Genomic DNA, 23819 nt, shown 5'->3' with positions numbered 1-23819 from the left:
AAAGCCCCACATTATTTCTGTAAAGAAAATAAAAAATCCCGTATGGTTGAAGGTTGATGAAATGTAATGCTTGAATGTTTATACTGCTTGGCTAAACTTTAAGGTAGCGTGCTCGTCGGAAAGAAGTTTTATATCAAAGGCTTTGCAGACATTCCGTACAAAATTGGCTCCTAGGGATGTCAATGACAAACCTTGAAAATCCCACTCAATTAATCCGTCTTCCTCTAATTCGGCCAAATAAGGGAAACTATAAAGTTCTAGAGTAGAAATATCTTCGGGTCTAAATTGAGTCTTGCCATTACAGGCAATATCCAAAATATATTGCCGCATCACCTGATCGGTTTCGGTCAAAAAATAACCTTTGAAAACGGCCAATTTCCCTTGTTTGACTTCCTCATAATAATCATGAATCGTTTTCTTATTTTGGGCAAAACCATAAAAAACATCACTGATACTAGATACTCCTAAGCCTAAAACCATGCCCGTTTGCTGGACAGTATAACCCATAAAATTACGGTGCAAAGTTCCTTGCTCTTTGATTTTGTACATCAAATCATCAGGCAAAGCAAAATGGTCCATGCCAATATCTTGATACCCTTGTGCTAGAAAAAGGCTTCGACCAAGGCGGTATAAGGCTAATTTTTCGGAAGCAGAAGGTAAATCATTTTCGTCGAATAAACGCTGTCCTCGACTTGTCCAAGGTACGTGCGCATAACTATAAAAAGCAATCCTATCAGGACGTAAAGAAATCGCATCTTGGATGGTCTTTTCTATGCGTTCGATGGTTTGCAGGGGAAGGCCATATACCAAATCGATATTCACTGATTCATAGCCAATTTCTCTGGCCCATTGAACTACTTGTTGGACATTTTCCTGAGGTTGAATTCGGTTAATTACTTGTTGAACTTCAGGATTGCTGTCTTGCATACCAAAACTTACCCGATTAAATCCCAGGTCGAACAAGGTTTTTAAATGGGCATACGTGGTATTATTAGGATGTCCTTCGAAACTAAACTCATGCTCCTCAGCCACCTGACTATCCGACAGGATTTGTTGGATTAAGCGCTGTAAATTCTCTGGAGAAAAAAATGTGGGAGTCCCGCCTCCTAAATGAAACTCCCGAATGAGAGGCTTGGAGTTCATTTGATTGAGGTATAATTGCCACTCCTGCAACAATACCTCAATGTATTCGTCTTCCACTTTGTGGTTGGTCGTAATGCGCTTATTACAGCCACAAAACGTACACATACTTTCACAAAAAGGCAGGTGAATATACAGACTGATACCCTGGGAATCATTACATTCCTCAAAGCGCAGCCGAAATGCTGATTTCCAATGGTCCTCGTTTATTTCATTGTCCCAATAAGGCACTGTGGGATAGCTGGTATACCTAGGAATGGGAACATTGTATTTATTCAGTAAAGTGGTATCGATAGGAATCATATTTCGGCTTTTTCTGAGAGGTTTGTCAACTTCTTCTGAGAGATTTGTCAACTTTCAAAAAGTTGACAAATCTAAGCAGATTGACTGGTTTGATTCCTGAGAAAACTACCAATTACTCGATAAAATACTGATATTAATCATGTTCTGCTGCTTGGCGAAGGGTATCGATAAATACCTGTAAAGGTTGAGCTCCTGGAATTCCATAGCGGCGGTTGAATACAAAAAATGGTACACCTTTCAGTCCTAAACTAATTCCCTCTTGCGTATCTTGTCTCACCCGATAAGCCAACTCATCATTTTCCAAAGCCGCTAAAATGGCCACCTTTTCTAATCCCACAGATTCCCCTATGGCCACCAAATCAGACTCACTCGAAAGATTTTTACCTGCTACAAAATAGGCTTCAAATAATTTCTCTTCTATTTCATTGTCCTTCTTTTGCTCTTTAGCCAATTGGATTAATTGATGCGCTTTCAAGGAATTTGCTACCACCATTCGATCAAATTGATAATTCAATCCTACTTTTTCTGCCATATCAGCCACTTGTTGGTGAATCTCCTTTGACTTCTCCACACTGATCCCCTTACGATCCGCTAAGTACTCATAGACATTCACTGGCTCATCAAAATGCATCGGTATACTCGGATCCAATTGATAACTTTTCCATTCTATTTCAATCGGTGTGCTCGACTCAAATTGTTCTAAGGCTTTTTCTAAATAACGTTTCCCAATGTAACAGAAGGGACACATGATATCACTCCAGATTTCTATTTTCATGCTGACTTTGTTAATATCCCAAAACCGAATTACGTATATAAAAAGTTCCGATTCGAATAATTGATTATCTTGAGCGCTACATAGTTGATTCCATCATCTCAATCAAAAGCCGATGAAAGCGCTCCCCATCAATATCTCCTATTTTTACCTCTTCCTGTCTATTGTGGGAGGTTCCCTTACTTTTTATTTTGTTTGGCTAGGCATGCAAGAACAAAACGGACATTTTGATGTTTTGCAATTTGTACAAAGCACCTGGACTAGCTACTATGCCAAAAGTTTAACCTTCGATTTTTGGACAGGAACCACGGCGGGAACTTTTTTCATGATTGTGGAAGGCTATCAATTGCAAATGAAAAAAGTATGGTTGTTCATTTTATTAACATTTCTGATTGGCTATGCTTTTGCTTTCCCCTTATTCTTGTTTTTCAGACATAAAAAAATGAATCCCCGCATATAGCATGAAAAATTGGCTTTACATTTTACTATTTATATCTGGTCCCATTTCTGCCCAAGATACCCTAATGGTACATCATGTGGATGATTTCCCCATAAACGGGCAAGCAAATCATCCTGCATGGCAACAAAGCAAATGGTATCCTTTACCTGCACGAAATGAATTGGCCAAGGAATTGGACAGTCGGTTTAAACTCCTGTATTCCGACAAAGGAATCTACGTGTATATGGAAGGCAAGGATCAAAAAATCAGCACGACATTTCAGAACGATTTTGAGGATCTATATCAAGCCGATGTATTCGAAGTCTTCTTTCATCCCAATCCCTCCGCTCCTGTATATTTTGAATATGAAATCAACCCCTTGGAAAAAGAGCTTGTTCTGATGGTACCCAACTTTCAAGGTAAATTTTATGGTTGGTTACCTTGGCATTATGAAGGAGAAAGGAAAGTTCAAAAGAAGGTTTCTGTCAAACATATTCCGGGATCCATCGGGACATGGTCCGCCGAACTATTTATCCCATTTGCTCTTCTAACTCCTTTAGAAAATGTGCCTGCTAAACCAGGAATGGTGTGGAAAGGGAATTTTTGTCGACTCGACTATGATACTGGGAAAATGGCGAAATGGTCTTGGTCTCCGCTAGCGGGTACCTTTCACGATTATAAAAAATATGGGGTCTTTCTATTTAAATAATGTCCAGACCCCACATGTTACTTTCCTAGCATAGGAAATAAACGACGAATATCTTGTTCCGTAGGTTGGGTACCGTATTCGCAAATTTCAAAAGCTTCAGCATATTTTGCTTGATCTGCACGTGATTTACCGTACCACTTTTCCAATGCTTTTCTCACTTCTGGATTTGGCACCTGAACTCGTTTTGCCAATAGATACTCCTTATGTTTTGCCGGATCTTTAGGTACTTCATTTTCGTAGTTTCCTATCCATGGCAACCACTCATAAAATTGGGATTGATGAGCATCTAGTCCTGCTAATTTTTTATCTAGAACAGGTGTTATATCAACAGCTATATCCGCTTGAAAAGGATTTGGCTTTTTGAAATTATCTTGGAAATACAAGAATATAGGATTCTTTCTCAAAGGTTCTACATCAGGAGCAACATTGGGTACTCCTACCATAAAAGCTGCATCCTGAACTAAAACACCCGTATATCGGTGATCTGGGTGGTAGTCGTTAGAACGTGGCGCAATCACCACATCTGCCTTCCATTCCCGTATTTTTCGGATGATCTGGAAGCGAATTTCTAAGCTAGGTAAGAGCTCCCCATCGTGGTTATCCAACACATCATAGGACACCCCTAATCTACGTGCCACCTCTTTGGTTTCAGCTATTCTTCTTTTAGCCAACATCCCGCCGCCCTCTGTTTGATGTCCAGCATCGCCATTGGTGACCGACACAAATTTGACATGATGTCCCATGGCCACAAACAATGCTGCTGTTCCTCCACTCTTGATGTCGCAATCATCAGGATGAGCACCTATCATGATAATTTGCAATGGGCGATCTTGTGCTCCTACATTCCAGGCGATGGTACACGCCAATAAAACAGTTAATAGAATTCCTTTTTTCATATGTTATTCAGTTTATTTCGTCATAAATGTCCAAGTAATTTCAGGCAAATACCCAAAATTCGACTTAGCAGTTACTTGTTTTGGCCAAGCTTCCCATTGTCCATTGGCTCCTTGCTTCACCCCTAATTCAGTCCAACTATGTGCCCCCTTTTCAAAATTAAAAGTCCGGCCATCATCATCGTATAATTTCCAAGTTCCTGCTTTCTGACCATAATGTCGAATTTCTAAAGCAAATGCTTGTCCGTCTTTGGGGGCTTGTCGGTGCACAGGCACCATCGGAATCAATGCCCCATCTTTGACAAAAAGGGGTATCTTGTCTAAACTAGGACTCACTTGAATTTTTTGATTTTCACCCACTAACTTCCCCGTATAAAAATCATACCATTTCCCTTCAGGTAAATAAACATCTCGTGTTTTTTCTCCTGCAAACATGGGCGCGACTAAGATAAAATCCCCCATCATGTACTGATCCTTGATATCGTTTTTGATACTCATTCCATAAGGATTTTCAGTTGCATCTACTTTCCCCTTGACCCCCTGAGGTTTATATCCAAATCCATCCACTAAATTCATGGCTCTAAATGGTGGTTTCCCTTCAAAACGATACTGGGCAAATGTGGTGTAGAGATAGGGTAATAATTGCATACGTAAATTCGCGACATCACTGACCGCCTTTTCCACTTCTGGAAATGACCAAGGTTTGGTACCATCAGACCAAGCATTCAACATGGCCATAGGTGAAAAACAAACCGACTGCATTCTCCTGACCCATTCTTCAGCCGTTTTGGACGCTCTAACTTCCGGCGTCCAAAGCACCCCAATAAAACTTGAATTGACTAAAGCCGTAATAAAATCCTTATGGCTGTAATAGTCATTATAAATCACATAGGGCAAAGAACTTGCTCCTGCATTGGAGGCTCGGATCAAACCATAGGTTCTTTTATTTTTTTCTTTGAACCAAGAACTCGTCATTTCTTGAACCATCAAACCATAAATTTGCCTCATCTGTTCGGCACTTGTACCTGAAGGGAAAGTGGCTACATCAGGCCAAATCCAATGGTCATAGCCATCTACCTCATCAATTTTATAGCCTCCTACACCGATATCCAAATGGTTTTTAACAAAATGCGCCTTCATCAATTTCCTTGCCTGAACCATAGTAAAATCGGGAACTAACCCATTCCAAACCAAGTGAGAACTCGTGTATTTTTTAATTCCAGCATACAAGGACGATTTAGGAGAAACATAGGGATTCAACCAAAGATTGGCAGAAATTCCCATTTGAGATAAACTATCTAAGAAAGCCTTAGGCCGAGGAAATCGAACAGGATCCCATTCAAAGGTACATGGATAAGAGGCTGAGTGCCAACCGGGTTCCACCCCAATAAAATCCAATGGAAATTGATGCGTTTCAAAGCTTTTGGCCTCCTTGATGATATCATCTTGACTATACAAAGTAGGTACACGTTGAGTAAATCCTAATCCCCATTTTGGTGGTAAATACCCTCCTCCATTAAATAGATTATATCGCTGAACAGCCTGCATAGGACTTGGCCCAGCAAAAACATATATACTAACCCCATCTGCTGGAATCAAAACTTCCACCACATCAGAAGCTGGTTGCGAATCCCAATTTTTATCCGAATTTCTATCTTGTATGGCGGGGGAGTGTTTAGCATCTGCACGGACATTAGAGCCGGCATAAACAGTCATGTAAGCAGCTGCATCGATTAAAACTCCGTAGCCTTTAGAAGAGACATAAAAAGGAACTGGCGCATGCGTGCGTCCATTATCTTTTCCTCCATAATGATCCACATGCAAATTTAATATCCGTCCACGTTGATTGACCGTTTGGAAATTTAATCCAAGACCAAAAACTTGTTCCTCCTGACTCAAAGGAAAACGCAGGTATATTTTTTTATCAATAATCTGAATTTTGATGTCTTCTTTCGACAAAGGGAAATGACTGCTTGGCAATAATTTCAAGGCATCATGTAGCGCATTTCCTCCAGCCGCTTGGAGCAAACTGATGTGACGGGGATTCCCTATTTGAGTTTTCCAAATACCTGGCTGGACTTCTTTCCACAAACTTGCCTTTTGGGCAAAAACAGATAAACCAAAAAAAAGTAAGATACTGATAAAGTAAATGCGAAATGAATTCATGTTTCAAAGGCTTAGAGATTCAAATATGTCCAAATATTCATGGAAGTACAAATGACCCTAATTTTGCCCCAAAGGAAATATTTTATCTGGTGGGCTTTAGCCATTGAATCCTATTGCATTCCAGCGGAGGAAAGGAAATCAGAGACCATTTGTCATAATTCATTCCTCTTTTTGAAATATTTACCCTTAATTTGGTCAAAAGGTATAACATGAAAAATCTGTTAAAACTAGAGTCCTTAGGCTTATTTGCCTTGAGTATATGGGCATACATGGAGTTATTCCCGAATCAATGGGGAACATTTGCTTGGTTGATTTTAGCCCCTGATCTTTCTTTTTTGGCTGTCGTTATGTCAAAAAAACTAGGTTTACACGCCTATAATCTATTCCACCATCAGGGGATTATCGCTTTGGGAATTCTTGTGGGATTTTATTGGCCCCTGCCTATTCTATTACAAGTAAGCATCATTTTTATGGCACATAGTACCATCGACCGGGTACTAGGTTATGGCTTAAAATTAGACAGTTTCGACCACACGCATTTGGGATGGATAGGAAAAAATAAGTTTAAAAATCATGAGCAATAGACGACTCGAAAATATTCGCAATTTTGGACCTTATACCACAGGTATTTTAAACCAAATTGGGATCTACACAGAACAGGATTTATTGTCGACCGATTATCCTAGTATCTCTCAAAAACTAGTTGAGCTAGGTATTCAACCTAATTTAAACATCTTTTATGGAATTGAAATGGCTACTCAAGGGAAGGTGTGGACGGAGATTAGTGCTCAAGAAAAACAGGAAATCAAGCAGATTTTGGGAAGAAAGTAAACATCTTCCTTGTAAATTTTTAAAGACAATACCGTCAGTTTGCCCATTTTGATGTAGTTTAGATTTGTCGAATCGATGAATCTCTTTAAACACATGGAAACTAAATATTTATTACATCACGTATTCTTTTGGTTAAACAATCCAGAGTCTGTAGAAGACCGAAATAAACTCATTGAAGGATTAAACACCCTAAAAGGCATTGAAGCCATCAAAAAAATACACATTGGCGTATTGGCCTCTACTGAAAAAAGAGAGGTGGTGGACACATCTTGGAATGTGTCAGAATTGATGTTTTTTGAAAGTGAGGTAGATCAAAAGATTTATCAAGATCATGTTATTCACCAAGATTTTGTCAAAAACTACAGCCATTTATGGAAAAAAGTGGTGGTTTTTGATGCACAGGATGTGTAATTAATCTCATTCTCAAGAGCCTTTAGGGGCTCTTTTTCTACACCTTTGCTATGAAAATAACACGATGGACGGCCCTAATGGTCTGCTTTCTTGGCTTTAGTATTCAGGCTATGAGCCAAGCCTCCTCTTCCAACTATTTACAAGAAATCAAGCAAGAGTTGGTCAAAGAATGGCCTAAAAATCGCACCATAAATTTAGTATTCCACGGACATTCTGTCCCTGCGGGATATTTCAAAACACCGCTAGTCAATACCTTAGGGGCTTATCCTTACCAAGTATTAAAATCCATCAAGGAACAATACCCTTTAGCGGTCATCAATGTCATCAATACATCCATTGGAGGAGAAAATGCAGAAAAAGGAGCTGATAGATTTGAACAAGATGTATTGAGTCATCGTCCAGATCTGATATGTATAGATTACGTACTCAATGATCGGGGGATAGGTTTGGAAAGAGCTAGAAAAGCCTGGGAAAAAATGATTCAAATGGCCCAATCTAAGGGTGTCAAAGTGATTCTTTTAAGTGCCTCTCCCGACCAGCGTATAGATATCTTGGATACTCATTCAGTATTGGATCAACACGGTCAACAAGTACAAGAATTGGCTAAAATACATCAAGTGGGTTTTGTGGATAGCTATGACCTATTTCGAAGGCAAGTGAAAGCTTCTACTCCGATCAGTGATTTGATGTCGCAAGTAAATCATCCCAATGAAAAAGGACATGCCTTGATTTCAACAGAACTCATGAAATATTTTAACTAATTAAACAACCATTTAACTACTTATAAAATGAACCAAATAACACCTTAGTATTCTTCATTTTACTGATCCAGAAATCTTGTCTAAGGTACCCTATTGATCCAAGATGTCTCATTCTCCAATAATCCTACCATGGGTCTCACAGAGAAAATTGGAATTAAAAGCCAAAATACCCCTTCGAATTCTATATTTAAAAATAAAACGATAATTTTGTCTTTGATTCAATCCAATTATTTAAGCTACATGTCAAAAAAATTAATGGTTACTGGTTCTTTAGGATTAATTGGTTCAGAAGTGAGCGAATATTTCTTAGAAAAGGGCTGGGAAGTGCACGGAATAGACAATAATCAAAGAGCTGTATTTTTTGGTTCACAAGGCGATAATTCGACCAACCAAGATCGTTTAGCCAAGTTTGGAAATTCCTATCAGCATCATACAATAGACATTCGCGACCGCCAAGCTGTCCTAGATTTAATCCCAAAAATTAGTCCTGATGCGATTGTGCATACCGCTGCACAACCCAGCCATGACCGGGCAGCTTCCATACCTTTTGAAGACTTCGATACCAATGCTGTTGGTACTTTTAACTTATTAGAATCCTTACGTAGATTCAGTACATCGGTACCATTTGTTCATTTATCTACCAACAAAGTTTACGGTGATGCTCCCAATTTCATCCATATGAAGGAATTGGAAACACGCTTTGATTATGATGATGATACGTATGAGCATGGGATTGCTGAAAGCTTTAGCATAGACCAATCAAAACACTCTCTTTTTGGGGCCTCCAAGGTTTCAGCGGACATCTCGGTACAGGAATATGGTCGTTATTTCAACATGCCTACAGCCTGTTTACGAGGAGGCTGCCTAACAGGGCCTAACCACGCGGGGGTTGAATTGCATGGATTTCTAAGCTATTTGATTAAATGTAATTTAGAAGAAAAAGAATACACCGTATTTGGCTATAAAGGCAAACAAGTACGGGATAACATACACTCGTATGATGTAGCCAGATTCATCGAGGAATTTATCCAAGCTCCTCGTGTAGCGGAAGTTTATAATATCGGTGGAGGAAAAGCTAACTCAGTTTCCATTTTAGAAGCTTTTCACATTATTTCCAAGATTAGCGGTATTCCCATGAAATACAAATATGACGAAACCAACCGTATTGGTGACCATATTTGCTACTACTCTGATCTTCGTAAAATGAAGGCCCATTATCCTAATTGGGACATCACCAAATCCTTGGAAGATGTATTTCAGGATATTTACAACCGTTACATGGAAGCTAAAGCAAAATGAAAATACTCATCACAGGAGGTTGTGGTTTTGTCGGCTCAAATTTAGCGGCTCTTTTCAAACAACATCTTGTTGATTGTGAGGTATATTGCCTAGATAATTTGTCGAGAAGAGGTTCTGAATTAAACCTCAGTAAAATCCTTCCCTTAGGAGTTCATTTTGTCCATGGCGACGTTCGAATCAAAACAGATTTTGATCGAATCCCTCAAGTAGATGTGGTCATAGATGCCGCTGCTGAACCATCCGTATTAGCGGGTAGTCAGGCAGGTGAATTAGAGTATTTAATTGATACCAATTTAAACGGGACCATCAATACCCTTTATTTTGCCAAAAAGCATCAAGCAGCCTTTATCTTTCTTTCGACAAGTCGCGTTTATCCTTACAACAGTTTATCGGACATTCTTTACCAAAAGGAAGAAAAGCGTTTTGTTTTATCCCATCAACAAGCCTATGAAGGACTGAGTAAAAAAGGGGTAGCAGAAAATTTTCCTTTGGCCGGATTACGTTCTTTGTATGGTGCTACCAAGCTTTCTTCGGAATATATCATTCAAGAATTTGCGCATAATTTTGGAATCCCAACGGTCATTAACCGTTGTGGTGTTTTAAGTGGGCCCTACCAAATGGGTAAAATTGACCAAGGGGTTATCGTGCTATGGATGGCCAAACACTTTTGGAATAAGTCGCTTTCTTATATTGGCTTTGGCGGAAATGGTCAACAAATCCGAGATGTGCTCCATGTCAAAGATTTATTCCGATTAGTCCTGTGGCAAATACAACATCTAGATTTACATCACGGTCAAATATTCAATGTGGGTGGAGGGCTAGAGAACAGTGTTTCCTTGGCTGAATTAACCGATTTATGTGTACAAATCACTGGAAATTCTATCCCTATTGCCTCTTCCACCGAAAACCGCCCAGGCGACCTTCCCATATATATCACCGACAATAGTCGAATTACCGCATTCAGCCAATGGAAACCTGAAATAAATGTACCTAGTCTATTGGGAGAGGTTCATGACTGGTTTATTCAGGATCAAGCTTTTCTACAACCTATTTTATCCTAGAGGTATGTCCCAACTGAGTATTGTCATACCCGCTTATAATGAGGAAGGATCCATCGTTGAAACCTTAGAATCCTTATACGTGGCCCTTCAGCTCGCTGAAATAGACCACGAGATTGTGGTGGTGAATGACAACTCCAAGGATCAAACCTTAGCCATTCTAGAGAATTTGCAAAAAAGCATTCCAAGTTTAACCATCTATACCAATCCTGGACCTAATGGGTTTGGTTATGCCATTCGATATGGTTTAGAACGATTCAAAGGGGGTATTGTAGCAGTTATGATGGCAGACTTATCTGATGACCCACAGGACCTGATTGCTTTTTATCGATTGATGGTAGATAAAAATCTGGATTGTGTTTTTGGTTCTCGTTTCATCAAAGGTGGTTCAACGCATGATTATCCCAAGCACAAATACATCATTAATCGCTTCGCGAATACTTTGATTCGATTGTTGGTGGGAATCCCATATAACGATTCTACTAATGCCTTTAAAATGTACCGTAAAAATACCATTGAAGGCCTAAAACCATTTCTATCGGCACATTTTAACCTAACCATTGAATTGCCTTTAAAAGCCATCATTCGAGGATATTCTTATGACGTTTTACCCAACTCTTGGCGAAATAGAAAAGCAGGACAATCCAATTTGAAAATTAAGGAGATGGGGAGTAGATACCTGTTCATCTTGCTGTACATTTTGATTGAAAAATACCTTTCACGAAACGATTATTTGAAAAAATAAATGCTTCCAATACTTCCATCAACCATGCGCTTAAAGGAGAAAATTGCTTGGTTCTTGGCCATGGGAGGGCTTCTGTTTTTTCACTTTTATCGACTTCACCTTTATGCCCTAAATTTCCCTAATTGGGGAGATGATTATGCTTTTTTGGAACTCCTAGACTATGTCCATCAGCATAGTTGGAAAGAAAATGTCGCCTATATATTCCATTTCCATAATGACATTCACCGCATAGCCTACTCCAGAATCTGGATACTAATACACTATGCCCTTGGGGGAAATTTGAATTTCAAAACGGCGATCATCCTGGCCAATGTCCAGATGGTATTAATCCTCATTCCTTTTCATAGGTTCTTACAAAAAATCAAACGTTCCTCTTGGCATTTAGTTGGCATAGCTTGTTTGTTATTTGCCCCATTTGGGAATTTAGATAACTTTAATTTAATAGGCACCTTACAACATACAGGCTCCATTCTCTTTTTGGTGTGGATTGCTTATGGATTATTTTACGAGGAGAACGCTATATGGGTCATTATTTTAGCCCTTTTTTATCCCTTTGTTTCCACAGAAGGCATTGCTTTTTTACCTATGGTAGGCTATGTACTTTGGACAAAAAAATCACCCTTAAAAATCCCATTTACCCTATTAGCGCTAGGGGTTGTTTTACTTTATTTTCATGATTACGTAGGTACTGCTTCCTCCTCTGGGCAGGTATCATGGACCCTCATCAAAGGCCTTTTCATCTTTGCAGGAAATTGGGCATTACCTATCTCTGATTCCTTTAGGGCGTGGTTTAATTTATTAGCAGGTATTCCAGTATTGATATTTTTTACTTGGAGAATACTAGGCTCCCTTCGAATCAATATCACTTTCCCATCCTTACTTTTTCTACAAATTTTGGCCACTGGCTTTCTAATTTGCTATGGCAGAGCAAGCATGGGCGATTTAGAGCTTATCGCACTTTCCGATCGGTTTTTATTGTATGGGAATACCATGCTGGTAGCTATATATAGTTCATTGATTATCCATAAGCAGCAGACACTCCAACTTTCCTGGGCTTTGTTGCTATCGGGAACATGGATAATTGCTTCATTTTTTATGGCTAGAAGACCTTTGCTGGAAATGAATCAACGATGGACAGCTGATCTACTTGGGGCCTATTATTTTCAAAGCTCCTCAGCTTATGAATGCCCCCCCCAAACCATGCAATTATTGAAAAGCCCATATTACGAATTTGATCGTCAAGAAATCCCGATTCAATTTCCAGACTTTCATGTACAAAAAACATCACAAATTTCCCCATTCATAAGTCGTTTTCAGGATGGCCGATTATCTTTGTCATGGAATCAACTTCCAGAAAAAAATAGCTCATCAGATCAAAGGTTTTTGGTGTTAAAACAAGCAGGAACACCTAGAAAAAAATATTATATTGCCTCCTTGTCAAATGACTATGCTGATCGTGTTAAACATAGTAATATGTTGATTTACAATACTTTGACAATATCCCACTTTCAAGTATTTTTATTAAATTTACCGAAAAATCAATATCCAACTTACCAATATTTATCTCCCCTAACGATAACTAATTAAGGACCAATCCTCCGATAAATGCCTTCCTTTCCACGCTTAAAACGTATTTCTTTTTTACTTGGATTAATACCATTCGTATTTTTTACCTGGTCATTATTCACTTTCTCTATCAATATTCCTTGGTTAGATGATTTTGAAGCTCCGATGACCATCCGAGCGTGGTTTGCTCAACCAGACTGGTTCGATCGATTAAAAATGATTTGGTTTCCTAATAATGAACACCGAATTGTGACACTCAGATTGTGGGTGATGCTTCATTATTTTGTATTTAATCAATTGGACCTGAAAGCTTTATTGCTTACATCCCACTTATACATCATCATCATATTCGTTTTACTTTGGTTCAATTTGCCCAATAAAAATCGCTGGTGGTACTTCTTGCCCATTCCTTTTCTATATTTAAACTTTCAATACCACTTAAATACGTTTTGGTTTATTGTTTCCATACAAAGAAACTTGGTCATTGGTTTTGGATTTTTAGCCATGTTTTGCCTTAGTAAAGGCAGTTACAAATTGTTCGTAACTGGGATTCTTTGTACCATGTTAGCCTGTTTATCCAATTCGGATGGATTACTATTCATCGCCGCAGGAGGAATGATTCTTTTAACCACCTTTGATTTAAAAAAACTAGCCATTTGGACCGGGGTTTTCATTACCTTTTTGACACTATTTTTCTGGAATTATCCCAGTATGGGGTCTAATCAAAATGGCTTAATCTATTTGGTGGGACATCCTTGGCAAAGCATTCAAGGCTTTTTTGTGTTTTTAGGAGGCTCTGCAGATTACTTCAATGAACAAGATTCAACCGTTCGTTTGGTCTTTAGCTTCTCCATGGGTTTATTGTTATTCATCATCATCATTTGGGGTTTTCAACGTTGGGTTTTTGTCAAAGCAGAAAAAACCTATCCTAGTTTTTTAAAGCGCTGGACTTCAGGAGAATTGGCTAATCCCAATCAACTATTTCTAGCTGGATGCCTTACATTTTGTCTTTTGAATGGGATCTTATTAGCTGTTTTACGATCAAAATCCGGCCCATTTGTCTTCCTAATAGGGAATTATAAAATTATTGCTACCTTGGCCATGTTGCTGACCTATGTAGTTACTACCCATCTCGTTTCATCCATTTTTACTACAAAATGGGTTCTTCCAGTTGCCCTACTATTTTGGCTAAGTTCAATCTTAACATATTATCCAGCCATAAAAAACCGAAAAGAATTCCTTCTTCAAGATTATCAATCATTCATTCATGAAAAACAGGGCTTAGGTTTTAGTAAGGAGAATGTTAAAAAATATGAACTCCATCTCATGATGGTTCAAATGCTAAATAAAGGCGAATATATTCCAGACACTAAGTAGTTGATATTCTGAATGTTTTATCAATAAATTGATTGGGCAATTCCAAAATTTTCCCTAATTTTCCTTAACGCTGTCAAGGTTTTAAACCTTGACAGCGTTGCCAAATCTTATCTTTTTACTTACCCAAACCCTATCATCACATGAAATACTTAAAACTAGTTCCAACCTTCTTATTAGCCTTTCTATTTTTATTTGGAAGCATAAATTTTTTCTTTGAGTTTGTCCCACCCCCACCAATGTCCGGGAATCAAGCCCTCTTTTTTAATTTAATGGTCCCTACGGGATTTATGAAAGTGGTTAAGATATTGGAGATTATTGGAGCCATTTTACTACTTATTCCTTCTAAAAGAGCCCTTTCTTTATTAATTCTAAGTCCTATTGCCCTAAATATCCTGCTACTAGAATTATTAGTTCTTGGAGGATTAGGTGCTGGACCCCTATTAATTATTCTAATTGGAATTATTGCTTACCAAGAATTTGATAAGTTTAAGGCATTACTCTAGCCATCAATCATATGGATTTACGTATCCAACTAATTGGACAATAAACCAAAATCTAGATTCGTTCGAACAACGCTGTCAAGGTTCAGAACCTTGCCAGCGTTATTTTAAAAACCCCTATTTTCCTAACAAATACTGCTTAAACCCTGCATAATCAGTACCCAATGGGGTAGCCACTTTTTCTTTACTCAAAAGAGCCGACAAACGCTCAGGAATTGGTACTTCTCTGCCTAAGGTAGATTCAACAGTCGGTAAAAATTTAGCATAATGGGCGGTCGACAATAAAATTCCTGTAAACTCGCCTGCCGTTTCTGCTTTATACTGAGATAATCCATCATAAGCAACGGCTGTGTGTGGACACATGACATATCCTGTCCTATCATAGACCTCCTTCATCCTCACCCTCGTTTGCTCATCATTCGTAAAATATCCTTTTACCAATTCCCTTACAGATTCCCAATTTTCCCCAGCCAACAATTTCATCCGGATGAAATTGGAAGGATTTCCCACATCCATGGCATTGGATAGTGTCTCTACGCTAGCCTTAGATCTGTATTCTCCTGATTTTAAATAATCAGGGACCACCTTATTTTCATTACAAGCCGCCACAAAAGCCTTTACTGGTAATCCCATGCGATAAGCCATTAATCCAGCACTCAAATTTCCAAAATTGCCACTCGGCACACTGAATACAATCGGCCATTTTAATCCCTTTCTTTTCGCCTCCGCAAAAGCCGCAAAATAATAAAAGGATTGAGGAATCAATCGGGAAATATTAATGGAATTAGCTGAAGCCAAATTAAATTTCGCCCTTAATTCTTCATCCAAAAAGGCTTGTTTAACCAGGCTTTGGCAGTCATCAAATGTACCAGCTATCTCTAAGGCATGGACATTGCCTCCCAAAGTGGTTAATTGCTTCTCTTGAATATCCGAAACCTTACCTTTAGGATATAAAATGGTTACTGAAATCCCAGGAGTATTATAAAATCCCTGCGCCACCGCTCCGCCTGTATCACCAGATGTAGCTACCAAGATGTGTATTTCTCTTTTAGATTTCAACAAATAGTGCGACATAATCGCCGCCATAAAGCGAGCTCCGAAATCTTTAAATGCCATGGATGGACCGTGAAATAATTCCAAGACCTCAACATCTTTTTCTAGATCAAATAAAGGAGCCTCAAAAGTCATAGACTGACTAATAATTCCATGAATTTCCTCCTTGGTCAAATCCGCCCCTAATAAATGTTGGCAAACAGCCTCCGCAATCTCTTGAAAACTCTTCTCTTGAATGGTTTCAAAAAATGATGGATCCATCTTTTCAATAGACAATGGCATATACAAACCATTATCTGGTGGTAAACCACGAAATATGGCTTCCTCTAATGAAACATCAGGACTTTGATGTTGTGTACTATATAACTTCATCACCTTATTATTAATTAGGTTCTTAAACCTACATCTTCATTGTACTTATTGCAATACTAATTTATTGCCCTTCAAACCTGGCAATACTGAGTATACATCTCTCTCCAAGCAAAAACTAATATCTTTTTCAATACCCAAACCCAACAATCGATTCACATGTGAAGACCCCTTTACGGCTTGCATTAAGTTAGCAGAAGCCTCCCGATATGTTCCCAAAGCCATCATGGCAGCATCATCTGCCACACGATAAGACCCTTGTAATAAATCAATCAAAGCGCCAGCAAATAAGGTGTCCTCCAAGTTTGGCTTCCCCTTCCAGCCAGCACATAGAATCAAAGCATCTCCCTCCCAGCTTTTCAATGCCTCCGCTACCCGAGAAATATTTAAAAAGGCTCCCACATAAAGTGCCGGTGATTTCCTAGACTTTCGAATCGCCACCGTCCCATTCGTGGTGGTAACACAAATCTTAGCCCCTTTCACTTTCTCCACTTGATAGCTAAATGGAGAATTATCAAAATCAAACCCTTCTGGAGTGACTCCATTTCTTTCAGCAGAAGTCAAATATCCCTTCGCTCCATAAGAACTACATAAGTCCATTTTCTCCACTGGAATAATCTCCTTGGCTCCATGAGCAAAAGCAGTCACCATACAGGATGTTGCTCTAAAAATATCCACAACAACCACCGCTAGAGAAGGAACATCATACAAATGAATGAGTTCTGGCGACAAACAAACGTCGATTTTTCTCATAATTACTCTAAATAAATGGCATTTTAACAACCACAGCTTTCAATGACTTATCACGAATCTGTACATAAATTTCCGTACCTACTTTAGTATATTCTGTCTTCACATAACCCATGCCTATGCCTTTTGATAAATTAGGAGACTGCGTACCTGAAGTAACTTCTCCAATTGACTCGCCCGCCTCATTCACTATAGGATAATGTTGACGAGGAATTCCTCGGTCAATCATCTCAAATCCAACTAATTTCTTCTTGGCTCCTTCTGCTTTAATTTTGGCATGGATATCAGATGCGATAAAATTCTTGTTGAATGAAGTAATCCAGCCCAAACCTGCTTCAATAGGCGAGGTCGTATCATCAATATCATGTCCATACAAGCAATAGCCCATTTCAGTACGTAAGGTGTCTCGAGCTCCTAATCCAATCGGCTTGATACCAAATTCTGCACCCGCTTCAAAAATCGCATTCCACATGGATAATGCCTGCTCATTTTTGACATAAATCTCAAATCCGCCAGCTCCAGTATATCCCGTATTGGAAATAATCACATCGGCTATACCCGCCATTTGACCTATTTTAAAGGTATAATACGGCATAAATGACAACTCTACATCTGTCAGCTTTTGCAAGGCTAAAATTGCCTTGGGTCCTTGAACCGCAAACAAACTATACACATCACTTTGGTTCGTCATCTCCACACCAAAAGTATTGTGTGAAGAAATCCAATTCCAATCCTTTTCAATATTGGAAGCATTCACCACCAACATATATTCATTTTCTTTAACTCGGTAGACCAATAAATCATCCACGATGCCTCCTTGTTCATTCGGCAGACAGCTGTATTGTACCTTTCCATCCACCAATTTAGAAGCATCATTGGAACAAACATATTGAATCAAATCCAACGCCTTGTCCCCCTTCAAATAAAACTCCCCCATATGGCTCACATCAAATACTCCCACTTGTTGACGCACGCAAATGTGCTCCTCAATTAAATTGCTATATAAAACAGGCATATAAAATCCAGCAAAAGGTACCATTTTTGCTCCTAACGCCACATGGGTATCGTTCAAATGAACGTGTTGTAATTGTTCTGACATATTATTCTCGATATAAAACTTGTAACAAAGTTTGCCCTACAGCTTGTAGGGTTTTAGGATCTATGATGGACATATTATCTCCATGCGTGTGATGATAAGAACCAAAAATATCTCCCATACTACCGGGAGCTTGTGGCCGCAAATCAATAATATCTATCATTTGAATTTTTGCTACTTCATTGACCGCCGTATGGTCATCTGTTATTCCTGGGCCTTCTTCTTGGATAAATAAATGACCAAATCCTACATCTGCCGCAACTGACCAAATGGATCGAACGACAGTTGGTGCATATTGCATAGAACCATATTCCTGTGGAAATACTGCCCCTTTGGCGCCTACCATATCCAATAATATGCCATAAAAAGGACGATAATTTTCAGGGAAAATATGAGCTGCCCAATACTGTGAACCTAGCGCCCAGGTATTTTGAACGTTCGTCTCTACTCCATGTGGTTCTCCAGTATCTTCCAAATCAAAAAACAAGAAATCTACTCCAACAGATGGTTTTTTTGAACTAGAAGATAGTTGTCTTGCCAATTCCATCATCACACCAACTCCACTTCCCCCATCATTGGCCGCATCAATTGGTTCATTCTTACGGATTGAATCCTTATCAGCTACCGCTCTGGTATCCCAGTGTGCCGCCAATAAAATTCGTTTCCCAATTCCCGACTGAAACTGGGCCATGATATTGGTCCCTTTTAGTACTTTTCCTTCGTAATTCGTAGCTGTAAATGGCTGAGTACTCACGTGTAAACCATAGGACTTCAACTTAGCAATGATCCATTCTTGGCATTTTTGATGTGCCCTCGTTCCAGGAACCCTAGGTCCAAAATCCACTTGCTGCTTCACATAGGCATAGGCTGAGTCTGAGTTAAAGTTGGGTGTTTCAACCAAAGAAGCAGCAGATGTCTTCTCCTCAATTACTTGATTCGAGGTCTGATACCAATAAACTAGGCCCGTTAGGATAAAGACTAGCAACAATAATAGAGCAATCCTAGATCGATTCATGAATAATAGGAAAAAACAAGCCCAAAAGTACTAAATAGAATTAGGATTAGGGAATGATGCTCTGGGAATTAATCCCATCTATCCACATTTTCCTAAAATGTCCTATGTCAGCTAAGCAAATTTTGAAAAACCAAGCAAATCCTAGCACTACTAAGGAAATAAACAGCTGATAATCATTCTATAGGTAAAAACCCGTACCTTCGGGTAAGTTTTAAATTTCATTTATATGCCAACTTCCCCTAAGGAACAACGTTTTTTGGCTAGTTTACAAAAAGACATCCTAGAGTTTTTTGAATTGAACGACTATCGTTCTTATTCAATAAACCAAATTCATAAGGCTTTTGCCATTCGTGACCGTAAAACCAAAGAGCTTTATGCCGATTTGGTTCAAAAACTTGTCATAGAAAACCGTTTGATTCGTCAATCAGATGGTAATTACCGTTTCGACAATGAATCATTTCAAATTGAAGGCCGCGTCGATCATGTCAACACTCGTTTTGCCTTTGTCATTCCTGATGATGGAAGCAAAGACGTATGGGTCGCTACGGCGGATTTGATGAATGCCAAAGACGGGGATCGTGTTCGCGTTCAAGCTAGAAGACCTTCGGAAAAAAAGAAAAACGACCGCCCAGAGGGTGAGGTTGTAGAAATTCTAGAAAGAAAATCATCTGAAATTGTAGGTGTAATTCAAGTAACACCCCATTATTCTTTCCTCATTCCTGATTCCAAAAAAATCTATGAGGACATTTACATTCCAAAAACAGAGACCTTACAAGCAAACCACTTGGATAAAGTCATTGTAGAGGTAACGCGCTGGGGAACACCTGGCAAAAAAGCAGAAGGTAGAGTTATTAAAATATTAGGTAAAGCCGGAGAAAATGAGACAGAAATGCACTCCATTTTAGCCGAATTTGGCTTGCCTTATGAGTTCCCAGAAATGGTTGAATTGGCCGCTGAAGCTATTTCCACTGAAATTACCAAAGAAGAAATCAAAAAGAGAAAGGACCTCCGTAAGATCCTCAGTTTTACGATTGACCCGAAGGATGCCAAAGACTTTGATGATGCTATTAGTTATCAAAAATTGGCCAATGGAAATACGGAAATCGGTGTTCATATTGCCGACGTATCCCATTATGTAAAACCAGGAAGTATTTTGGATCAAGAGGCTTTTCGTCGGGCTACTTCCGTTTATTTAGTAGACCGTGTGGTTCCCATGTTACCTGAAAAACTATCCAACGGATTATGTTCTTTAAGGCCCCATGAAGATAAATTGACCTTCTCTACGCTATTGGAGTTTGACCCTAATGGCTTGATTGTCAAAGAGTGGTTCGGTAGAACCCTCATCCATTCTGATCGCAGATTTGCCTATGAAGAAGCTCAGGTATTGATTGAAAACCAAGGAGAAGAAATTGATGCCTATGAACCTGTCATTAAAGATTTAAATCGTATTGCTAAAAAACTACGCGATTATAGATTTAAGCATGGTTCGGTCAACTTTGAAACCGTTGAAGTAAAATTTGAACTGGATGAAAATGGCACTCCATTGGCGGTTTTTCCAAGAGAAAGAAAAGATGCGCATAAATTAATCGAAGAATTTATGTTGATGGCCAATAAAAAAGTGGCTGAATACGTACATGAATTGAAAAAAACGGAACCTCGCAATACCATGGTTTACCGCGTTCACGAGGCTCCAGATCCCGAAAAATTGCGCGTATTTTCGGCTTTTGCCAAGAAATTTGGCTACCAAGTCTCTACTGAGCCTAAGCAAGTTTCCCAATCGTTTAATGCCCTGATGGAAAATGTGGAAGGTAAAGCGGAAGAGCATGTTTTACAAAGTTTGGCCGTAAGGACCATGTCGAAAGCTCGCTACAGTACCGATGCTGTAGGCCACTTTGGTTTAGCTTTTCCTTTTTACTCGCACTTTACCAGTCCTATTCGTCGCTACCCAGATGTCATGACGCATCGCTTATTACAACTTTATTTGGACAAAGGTGCTTCACCAGAAAGAGGGCCATTGGAAATTCAATGTAAACATTGTTCGGATAGAGAAAAGTTAGCCGCTGATGCCGAAAGAGCTTCTGTGAAGTACAAACAAGTGGAATACATGTCCTTACATGAACCTCAAATTTTTGATGGTATCATCACAGGTGTTACAGAATTTGGAATCTTTGTGGAGATTGGGGAAACTTCTTGCGAAGGGTTAGTGAGGATGGTCGACTTAAATGACGACTACTACGATTTAGATAAAGAAAATTACCGTATTGTGGGTAAATCCAATGGCCGCGTTTTCTCTTTTGGAGATGCCGTTAAAGTGAAAGTTCGAGATACAAATTTGGCTAAAAGAACGATTGACTTAGAGTTAATTGGAATGAAATCAGGGGGAGACCGTTTTGGTAATAACCGAATTCGACGTAGAGAAGGTCGTCCTGCTAACGTGATTCCTAGAGGAAAAGACCGCAGAAATAATATTGGCCGGAAAAGAAGGTAATTCTTCAGATAGCTGTCCAGTGATTTGTGACGGCTTTGAGTCGTCAACAATTTTGAATTGTCATGGCATTTAGATTTGTCAACTTTTAAAAAGTTGACAAATCTATTCAGCAAACAAGCTGCTTACTAAGCTAAGCAGAAAAAGGATACTTCCAACTCCAACAAATTGATAATTTAATCGTGCACCATAGGCGAAGGACGCGTCGTATGGTATAATTCATACCAATCTTGGTGGTCTAACTTGACGCTAAATGAATTAACAATATTGCGAATACGTTTTTCTTCCAAAGTCCCAATCAAAGGCAAAGCCCCCAATTTAACTATCCAGGCTACAGCAATGGATTCAATATTGCTTTCGTACTTCTCCGCCATTTCAACCAATTTCTTGCGCACTTTCAAAGCCAACTCATCCGTACCGTGTTCTATGCGACCTCCCGCCAATGGAGACACCGCCAAAGGACGCATGTATTTTTGTTTGACATAATCCAAGGCACCATTATCTAGCGCAGAAGTGTTTAATAAATTCAAATCAATGTGATTAGAAACCACTGGGATAGATAAGAAAGACTCCAATAATTGGTGTTGATAAACAGAGAAATTAGACACTCCAATGTTTTTTACCTTGCCTGAGCTTTTTAACTTTTCTAAAGCTAAAACCGTACTTTCTAAATCCGACAAAGGGTCTAGTTGATCTAATAAAAAAACATCTAAATAATCTGTTTGCAGATTTTTTAGCGAGTTTTCGACACTTGTAGTAATATGCTTAGCCGAACTATCCACATGACTCACTCTAATTTCTGGCTTCGAGGAATCTGGAATATTGACACCACATTTTGAAAACAAAACGACATCGCTTCGTTTAAACGATTTATTGGCAAGCACTTTTCCGAAAAGACTTTCACAGCTATATTTTCCATAACGATCCGCATGGTCAAAAGTGTTAATGCCTAGTTCCAAACACAAATGAACGATTTGGTCCATGTCTTTTAAACTGTTGGCACTTTCCTTCTCCCATCTCCAAAAACCGTATATAGCTGGAGACACTTTAGGGCCGGCGTCACTCAAATAAATCTTTTCCATATTCCTATGATAATATAATGTTTGATGCTGCTAATAAATCTTTCACTAAAAATGTTGCCTGGGAGGGTGTTCCTTCCTCAGCAATTCGAATGGTCCGAAGTCCAGCTCTGGTCCCAGCTAAAATATCCCTTTCATGATCTCCCACCATATAGGACAGGGACATGTCGACATCATACTTAGCCGCAGCTTTCTCAATTAATAAAGAACCTGGTTTCCTAGTTAATGAAGCGCTATCATGTAATTCATGATATGGGCAAAAATACAAATCGTCCAATGCACCTCCACATGCCGCTTGAATGGCATCGTGAATAATCTGTACATCTTTCCTTTCATATATCCCTTTGGCAATACCACTTTGATTCGTAATAACAATCAACAAATAGCCTGCTTCTTTTAATGCTTTCAAAGCCTCCACAACCCCTTCAGGAATAATAAAATGACCTAGATGGTATACGTAATCAACACGGTCTACATTCAGCACCCCATCCCGATCCAAAAAAACACATTTATTACTCATATTAAGCTAAACGACTCCAAGGAATACGACTTAAAATCAAAAGCAAAGCTATACCAAATAACAACCATGCATTCTTATGCTTTTGAGCATCAGCAATGGCTTTCTTGTTTTTTGAATACGCAACCGTAACCAAAATAGCCGCCAAAATATTGACAGTAATATGTTCCACTGCAATTAATCTAATTGCAGGATCTTTCATAGCAGCCCCAAAATCAGCAAATGCAGCTTGTGTAACCGGACTAAAAACAAAATACAATAACAAGCCAATCAATAATTGTGTATGTACAGAAATCAAGAAAAATAAGCCTGATTTTCTGTCAGATTCAGTAAATGGTGCTCCTGATTGTGCCCCTTTAAATCCTCGGTAAATGGCTAAGATTCCTAGGATAAGAACAAGCCAGCGTAAATACGAGTGTACATTCAATAAAATAGCATACATAATGTGGTAGTTTTAGTTATTTACAAAGATACAAATTCCCCTA

The 23819-nt window shown here is 39.0% G+C and carries 24 protein-coding genes; 13 read left to right on the top strand and 11 right to left on the bottom strand.

Annotated elements, in window-relative coordinates; all coding sequences use genetic code 11:
* Nucleotides 1-78 precede the first annotated feature (78 nt).
* Nucleotides 79-1443, bottom strand: a complete 1365-nt coding sequence (hemN, locus tag EWU23_RS07805) for an oxygen-independent coproporphyrinogen III oxidase (protein WP_166230511.1) — start codon at nucleotides 1441-1443, stop codon at nucleotides 79-81.
* Between the two features lie 133 nt (nucleotides 1444-1576).
* Nucleotides 1577-2218, bottom strand: a complete 642-nt coding sequence (locus EWU23_RS07800) for a DsbA family oxidoreductase (RefSeq protein WP_166230509.1) — start codon at nucleotides 2216-2218, stop codon at nucleotides 1577-1579.
* 112 nt (nucleotides 2219-2330) lie between these two features.
* On the opposite strand from EWU23_RS07800, the gene EWU23_RS07795 reads away from it, so the two are divergent.
* Both EWU23_RS07795 and EWU23_RS07790 read left to right on the top strand, forming a co-directional pair.
* Nucleotides 2331-2675: a DUF2834 domain-containing protein gene (locus EWU23_RS07795; protein ID WP_166230507.1), complete on the top strand. Its 345-nt coding sequence runs from the start codon at nucleotides 2331-2333 to the stop codon at nucleotides 2673-2675.
* Between the two features lies 1 nt (nucleotide 2676).
* Nucleotides 2677-3363: a carbohydrate-binding family 9-like protein gene (locus EWU23_RS07790; RefSeq protein ID WP_166230505.1), complete on the top strand. Its 687-nt coding sequence runs from the start codon at nucleotides 2677-2679 to the stop codon at nucleotides 3361-3363.
* A gap of 17 nt (nucleotides 3364-3380) precedes the next feature.
* Here the strand turns inward: EWU23_RS07790 and EWU23_RS07785 are convergent, their stop codons facing one another.
* Together EWU23_RS07785 and EWU23_RS07780 are read right to left on the bottom strand one after the other, a co-directional pair.
* On the bottom strand, nucleotides 3381-4259 hold the full coding sequence (locus EWU23_RS07785; RefSeq protein ID WP_166230503.1) for a PIG-L deacetylase family protein: 879 nt from the start codon (nucleotides 4257-4259) through the stop codon (nucleotides 3381-3383).
* Between the two features lie 12 nt (nucleotides 4260-4271).
* The gene (locus tag EWU23_RS07780; RefSeq protein ID WP_166230501.1) at nucleotides 4272-6422 is read right to left on the bottom strand and encodes a glycoside hydrolase family 31 protein; all 2151 of its coding nucleotides are present in this window, start codon (nucleotides 6420-6422) and stop codon (nucleotides 4272-4274) included.
* A 209-nt stretch (nucleotides 6423-6631) separates the two neighbouring features.
* Here EWU23_RS07780 and EWU23_RS07775 point away from each other — a divergent pair, with 209 nt between their 5' ends.
* The 10 genes from EWU23_RS07775 to EWU23_RS07730 all read left to right on the top strand — a co-directional run bounded on the left by EWU23_RS07775 (nucleotide 6632) and on the right by EWU23_RS07730 (nucleotide 14973).
* Nucleotides 6632-7006, top strand: coding sequence for a DUF4260 family protein (locus tag EWU23_RS07775; protein ID WP_166230499.1), 375 nt, complete (start codon nucleotides 6632-6634; stop codon nucleotides 7004-7006).
* On the top strand, nucleotides 6996-7253 hold the full coding sequence (locus tag EWU23_RS07770) for a TfoX/Sxy family DNA transformation protein (protein WP_166230497.1): 258 nt from the start codon (nucleotides 6996-6998) through the stop codon (nucleotides 7251-7253). Before EWU23_RS07775 ends, EWU23_RS07770 begins: the two co-directional genes overlap by 11 nt.
* A gap of 93 nt (nucleotides 7254-7346) precedes the next feature.
* Entirely contained in the window at nucleotides 7347-7664 is a 318-nt protein-coding gene (locus tag EWU23_RS07765) for a Dabb family protein (RefSeq protein ID WP_235942175.1), read from the top strand.
* A 50-nt stretch (nucleotides 7665-7714) separates the two neighbouring features.
* Entirely contained in the window at nucleotides 7715-8425 is a 711-nt protein-coding gene (locus EWU23_RS07760; RefSeq protein WP_166230493.1) for an SGNH/GDSL hydrolase family protein, read from the top strand.
* Nucleotides 8426-8665: 240 nt separating this feature from the next.
* Nucleotides 8666-9724 carry an NAD-dependent epimerase/dehydratase family protein gene (locus tag EWU23_RS07755; protein WP_166230491.1) on the top strand — a complete coding sequence of 353 codons (1059 nt, stop codon included), beginning with the start codon at nucleotides 8666-8668 and terminating at the stop codon, nucleotides 9722-9724.
* Nucleotides 9721-10785, top strand: a complete 1065-nt coding sequence (locus tag EWU23_RS07750) for an NAD-dependent epimerase/dehydratase family protein (protein WP_166230489.1) — start codon at nucleotides 9721-9723, stop codon at nucleotides 10783-10785. Before EWU23_RS07755 ends, EWU23_RS07750 begins: the two co-directional genes overlap by 4 nt.
* Before the next feature lie 4 nt (nucleotides 10786-10789).
* Nucleotides 10790-11527, top strand: coding sequence for a glycosyltransferase family 2 protein (locus tag EWU23_RS07745; protein WP_166230487.1), 738 nt, complete (start codon nucleotides 10790-10792; stop codon nucleotides 11525-11527).
* Nucleotides 11528-13114: a hypothetical protein gene (locus tag EWU23_RS07740; protein WP_166230485.1), complete on the top strand. Its 1587-nt coding sequence runs from the start codon at nucleotides 11528-11530 to the stop codon at nucleotides 13112-13114.
* A gap of 18 nt (nucleotides 13115-13132) precedes the next feature.
* A complete protein-coding gene (locus EWU23_RS07735) occupies nucleotides 13133-14470 on the top strand; it encodes a hypothetical protein (protein ID WP_166230483.1) in 1338 nt (445 codons plus the stop codon).
* Nucleotides 14471-14706: 236 nt separating this feature from the next.
* The gene (locus EWU23_RS07730) at nucleotides 14707-14973 is read left to right on the top strand and encodes a hypothetical protein (protein WP_166230481.1); all 267 of its coding nucleotides are present in this window, start codon (nucleotides 14707-14709) and stop codon (nucleotides 14971-14973) included.
* Between the two features lie 114 nt (nucleotides 14974-15087).
* Here the strand turns inward: EWU23_RS07730 and thrC are convergent, their stop codons facing one another.
* From thrC to EWU23_RS07710, 4 genes are read right to left on the bottom strand one after another with little or no spacing between them, the layout of a single operon-like run.
* Nucleotides 15088-16395: a threonine synthase gene (gene thrC, locus EWU23_RS07725; protein ID WP_166230479.1), complete on the bottom strand. Its 1308-nt coding sequence runs from the start codon at nucleotides 16393-16395 to the stop codon at nucleotides 15088-15090.
* Nucleotides 16396-16440: 45 nt separating this feature from the next.
* Nucleotides 16441-17145, bottom strand: a complete 705-nt coding sequence (locus EWU23_RS07720) for a 2-phosphosulfolactate phosphatase (protein WP_166230477.1) — start codon at nucleotides 17143-17145, stop codon at nucleotides 16441-16443.
* Nucleotides 17146-17152: 7 nt separating this feature from the next.
* Entirely contained in the window at nucleotides 17153-18241 is a 1089-nt protein-coding gene (gene gcvT, locus EWU23_RS07715) for a glycine cleavage system aminomethyltransferase GcvT (RefSeq protein ID WP_166230475.1), read from the bottom strand.
* 1 nt (nucleotide 18242) lies between these two features.
* On the bottom strand, nucleotides 18243-19253 hold the full coding sequence (locus EWU23_RS07710; protein WP_166230473.1) for a M28 family peptidase: 1011 nt from the start codon (nucleotides 19251-19253) through the stop codon (nucleotides 18243-18245).
* A 226-nt stretch (nucleotides 19254-19479) separates the two neighbouring features.
* Here EWU23_RS07710 and rnr point away from each other — a divergent pair, with 226 nt between their 5' ends.
* Nucleotides 19480-21741, top strand: coding sequence for a ribonuclease R (gene rnr, locus EWU23_RS07705; RefSeq protein ID WP_166230471.1), 2262 nt, complete (start codon nucleotides 19480-19482; stop codon nucleotides 21739-21741).
* 173 nt (nucleotides 21742-21914) lie between these two features.
* Here rnr and EWU23_RS07700 read toward each other — a convergent pair whose 3' ends face one another.
* The 3 genes from EWU23_RS07700 to EWU23_RS07690 are packed head-to-tail and all read right to left on the bottom strand — an operon-like array spanning nucleotide 21915 to nucleotide 23776.
* On the bottom strand, nucleotides 21915-22820 hold the full coding sequence (locus EWU23_RS07700; protein WP_166230469.1) for an aldo/keto reductase: 906 nt from the start codon (nucleotides 22818-22820) through the stop codon (nucleotides 21915-21917).
* A 4-nt stretch (nucleotides 22821-22824) separates the two neighbouring features.
* Complete coding sequence (locus EWU23_RS07695) at nucleotides 22825-23337, bottom strand: D-glycero-alpha-D-manno-heptose-1,7-bisphosphate 7-phosphatase (RefSeq protein ID WP_166230467.1); 513 nt, start codon at nucleotides 23335-23337, stop codon at nucleotides 22825-22827.
* A gap of 1 nt (nucleotide 23338) precedes the next feature.
* Nucleotides 23339-23776, bottom strand: coding sequence for a hypothetical protein (locus tag EWU23_RS07690; protein WP_166230465.1), 438 nt, complete (start codon nucleotides 23774-23776; stop codon nucleotides 23339-23341).
* Nucleotides 23777-23819: the final 43 nt, after the last annotated feature.

The sequence above is a fragment of the Aquirufa beregesia genome (assembly GCF_011090385.1).
Classification (GTDB): domain Bacteria; phylum Bacteroidota; class Bacteroidia; order Cytophagales; family Spirosomataceae; genus Aquirufa; species Aquirufa beregesia.
This window is presented reverse-complemented; position numbering and strand designations above follow the sequence as displayed.

What these genes read in the sequence shown, in the direction of transcription:
- hemN (WP_166230511.1), bottom strand. Translation starts at nt 1,443, where the DNA reads ATGATTCCTATCGATACCACTTTACTGAATAAATACAATGTTCCCATT.
- EWU23_RS07800 (WP_166230509.1), bottom strand. Translation starts at nt 2,218, where the DNA reads ATGAAAATAGAAATCTGGAGTGATATCATGTGTCCCTTCTGTTACATT.
- EWU23_RS07795 (WP_166230507.1), top strand. Translation starts at nt 2,331, where the DNA reads ATGAAAGCGCTCCCCATCAATATCTCCTATTTTTACCTCTTCCTGTCT.
- EWU23_RS07790 (WP_166230505.1), top strand. Translation starts at nt 2,677, where the DNA reads ATGAAAAATTGGCTTTACATTTTACTATTTATATCTGGTCCCATTTCT.
- EWU23_RS07785 (WP_166230503.1), bottom strand. Translation starts at nt 4,259, where the DNA reads ATGAAAAAAGGAATTCTATTAACTGTTTTATTGGCGTGTACCATCGCC.
- EWU23_RS07780 (WP_166230501.1), bottom strand. Translation starts at nt 6,422, where the DNA reads ATGAATTCATTTCGCATTTACTTTATCAGTATCTTACTTTTTTTTGGT.
- EWU23_RS07775 (WP_166230499.1), top strand. Translation starts at nt 6,632, where the DNA reads ATGAAAAATCTGTTAAAACTAGAGTCCTTAGGCTTATTTGCCTTGAGT.
- EWU23_RS07770 (WP_166230497.1), top strand. Translation starts at nt 6,996, where the DNA reads ATGAGCAATAGACGACTCGAAAATATTCGCAATTTTGGACCTTATACC.
- EWU23_RS07765 (WP_235942175.1), top strand. Translation starts at nt 7,347, where the DNA reads ATGGAAACTAAATATTTATTACATCACGTATTCTTTTGGTTAAACAAT.
- EWU23_RS07760 (WP_166230493.1), top strand. Translation starts at nt 7,715, where the DNA reads ATGAAAATAACACGATGGACGGCCCTAATGGTCTGCTTTCTTGGCTTT.
- EWU23_RS07755 (WP_166230491.1), top strand. Translation starts at nt 8,666, where the DNA reads ATGTCAAAAAAATTAATGGTTACTGGTTCTTTAGGATTAATTGGTTCA.
- EWU23_RS07750 (WP_166230489.1), top strand. Translation starts at nt 9,721, where the DNA reads ATGAAAATACTCATCACAGGAGGTTGTGGTTTTGTCGGCTCAAATTTA.
- EWU23_RS07745 (WP_166230487.1), top strand. Translation starts at nt 10,790, where the DNA reads ATGTCCCAACTGAGTATTGTCATACCCGCTTATAATGAGGAAGGATCC.
- EWU23_RS07740 (WP_166230485.1), top strand. Translation starts at nt 11,528, where the DNA reads ATGCTTCCAATACTTCCATCAACCATGCGCTTAAAGGAGAAAATTGCT.
- EWU23_RS07735 (WP_166230483.1), top strand. Translation starts at nt 13,133, where the DNA reads ATGCCTTCCTTTCCACGCTTAAAACGTATTTCTTTTTTACTTGGATTA.
- EWU23_RS07730 (WP_166230481.1), top strand. Translation starts at nt 14,707, where the DNA reads ATGTCCGGGAATCAAGCCCTCTTTTTTAATTTAATGGTCCCTACGGGA.
- thrC (WP_166230479.1), bottom strand. Translation starts at nt 16,395, where the DNA reads ATGAAGTTATATAGTACACAACATCAAAGTCCTGATGTTTCATTAGAG.
- EWU23_RS07720 (WP_166230477.1), bottom strand. Translation starts at nt 17,145, where the DNA reads ATGAGAAAAATCGACGTTTGTTTGTCGCCAGAACTCATTCATTTGTAT.
- gcvT (WP_166230475.1), bottom strand. Translation starts at nt 18,241, where the DNA reads ATGTCAGAACAATTACAACACGTTCATTTGAACGATACCCATGTGGCG.
- EWU23_RS07710 (WP_166230473.1), bottom strand. Translation starts at nt 19,253, where the DNA reads ATGAATCGATCTAGGATTGCTCTATTATTGTTGCTAGTCTTTATCCTA.
- rnr (WP_166230471.1), top strand. Translation starts at nt 19,480, where the DNA reads ATGCCAACTTCCCCTAAGGAACAACGTTTTTTGGCTAGTTTACAAAAA.
- EWU23_RS07700 (WP_166230469.1), bottom strand. Translation starts at nt 22,820, where the DNA reads ATGGAAAAGATTTATTTGAGTGACGCCGGCCCTAAAGTGTCTCCAGCT.
- EWU23_RS07695 (WP_166230467.1), bottom strand. Translation starts at nt 23,337, where the DNA reads ATGAGTAATAAATGTGTTTTTTTGGATCGGGATGGGGTGCTGAATGTA.
- EWU23_RS07690 (WP_166230465.1), bottom strand. Translation starts at nt 23,776, where the DNA reads ATGTATGCTATTTTATTGAATGTACACTCGTATTTACGCTGGCTTGTT.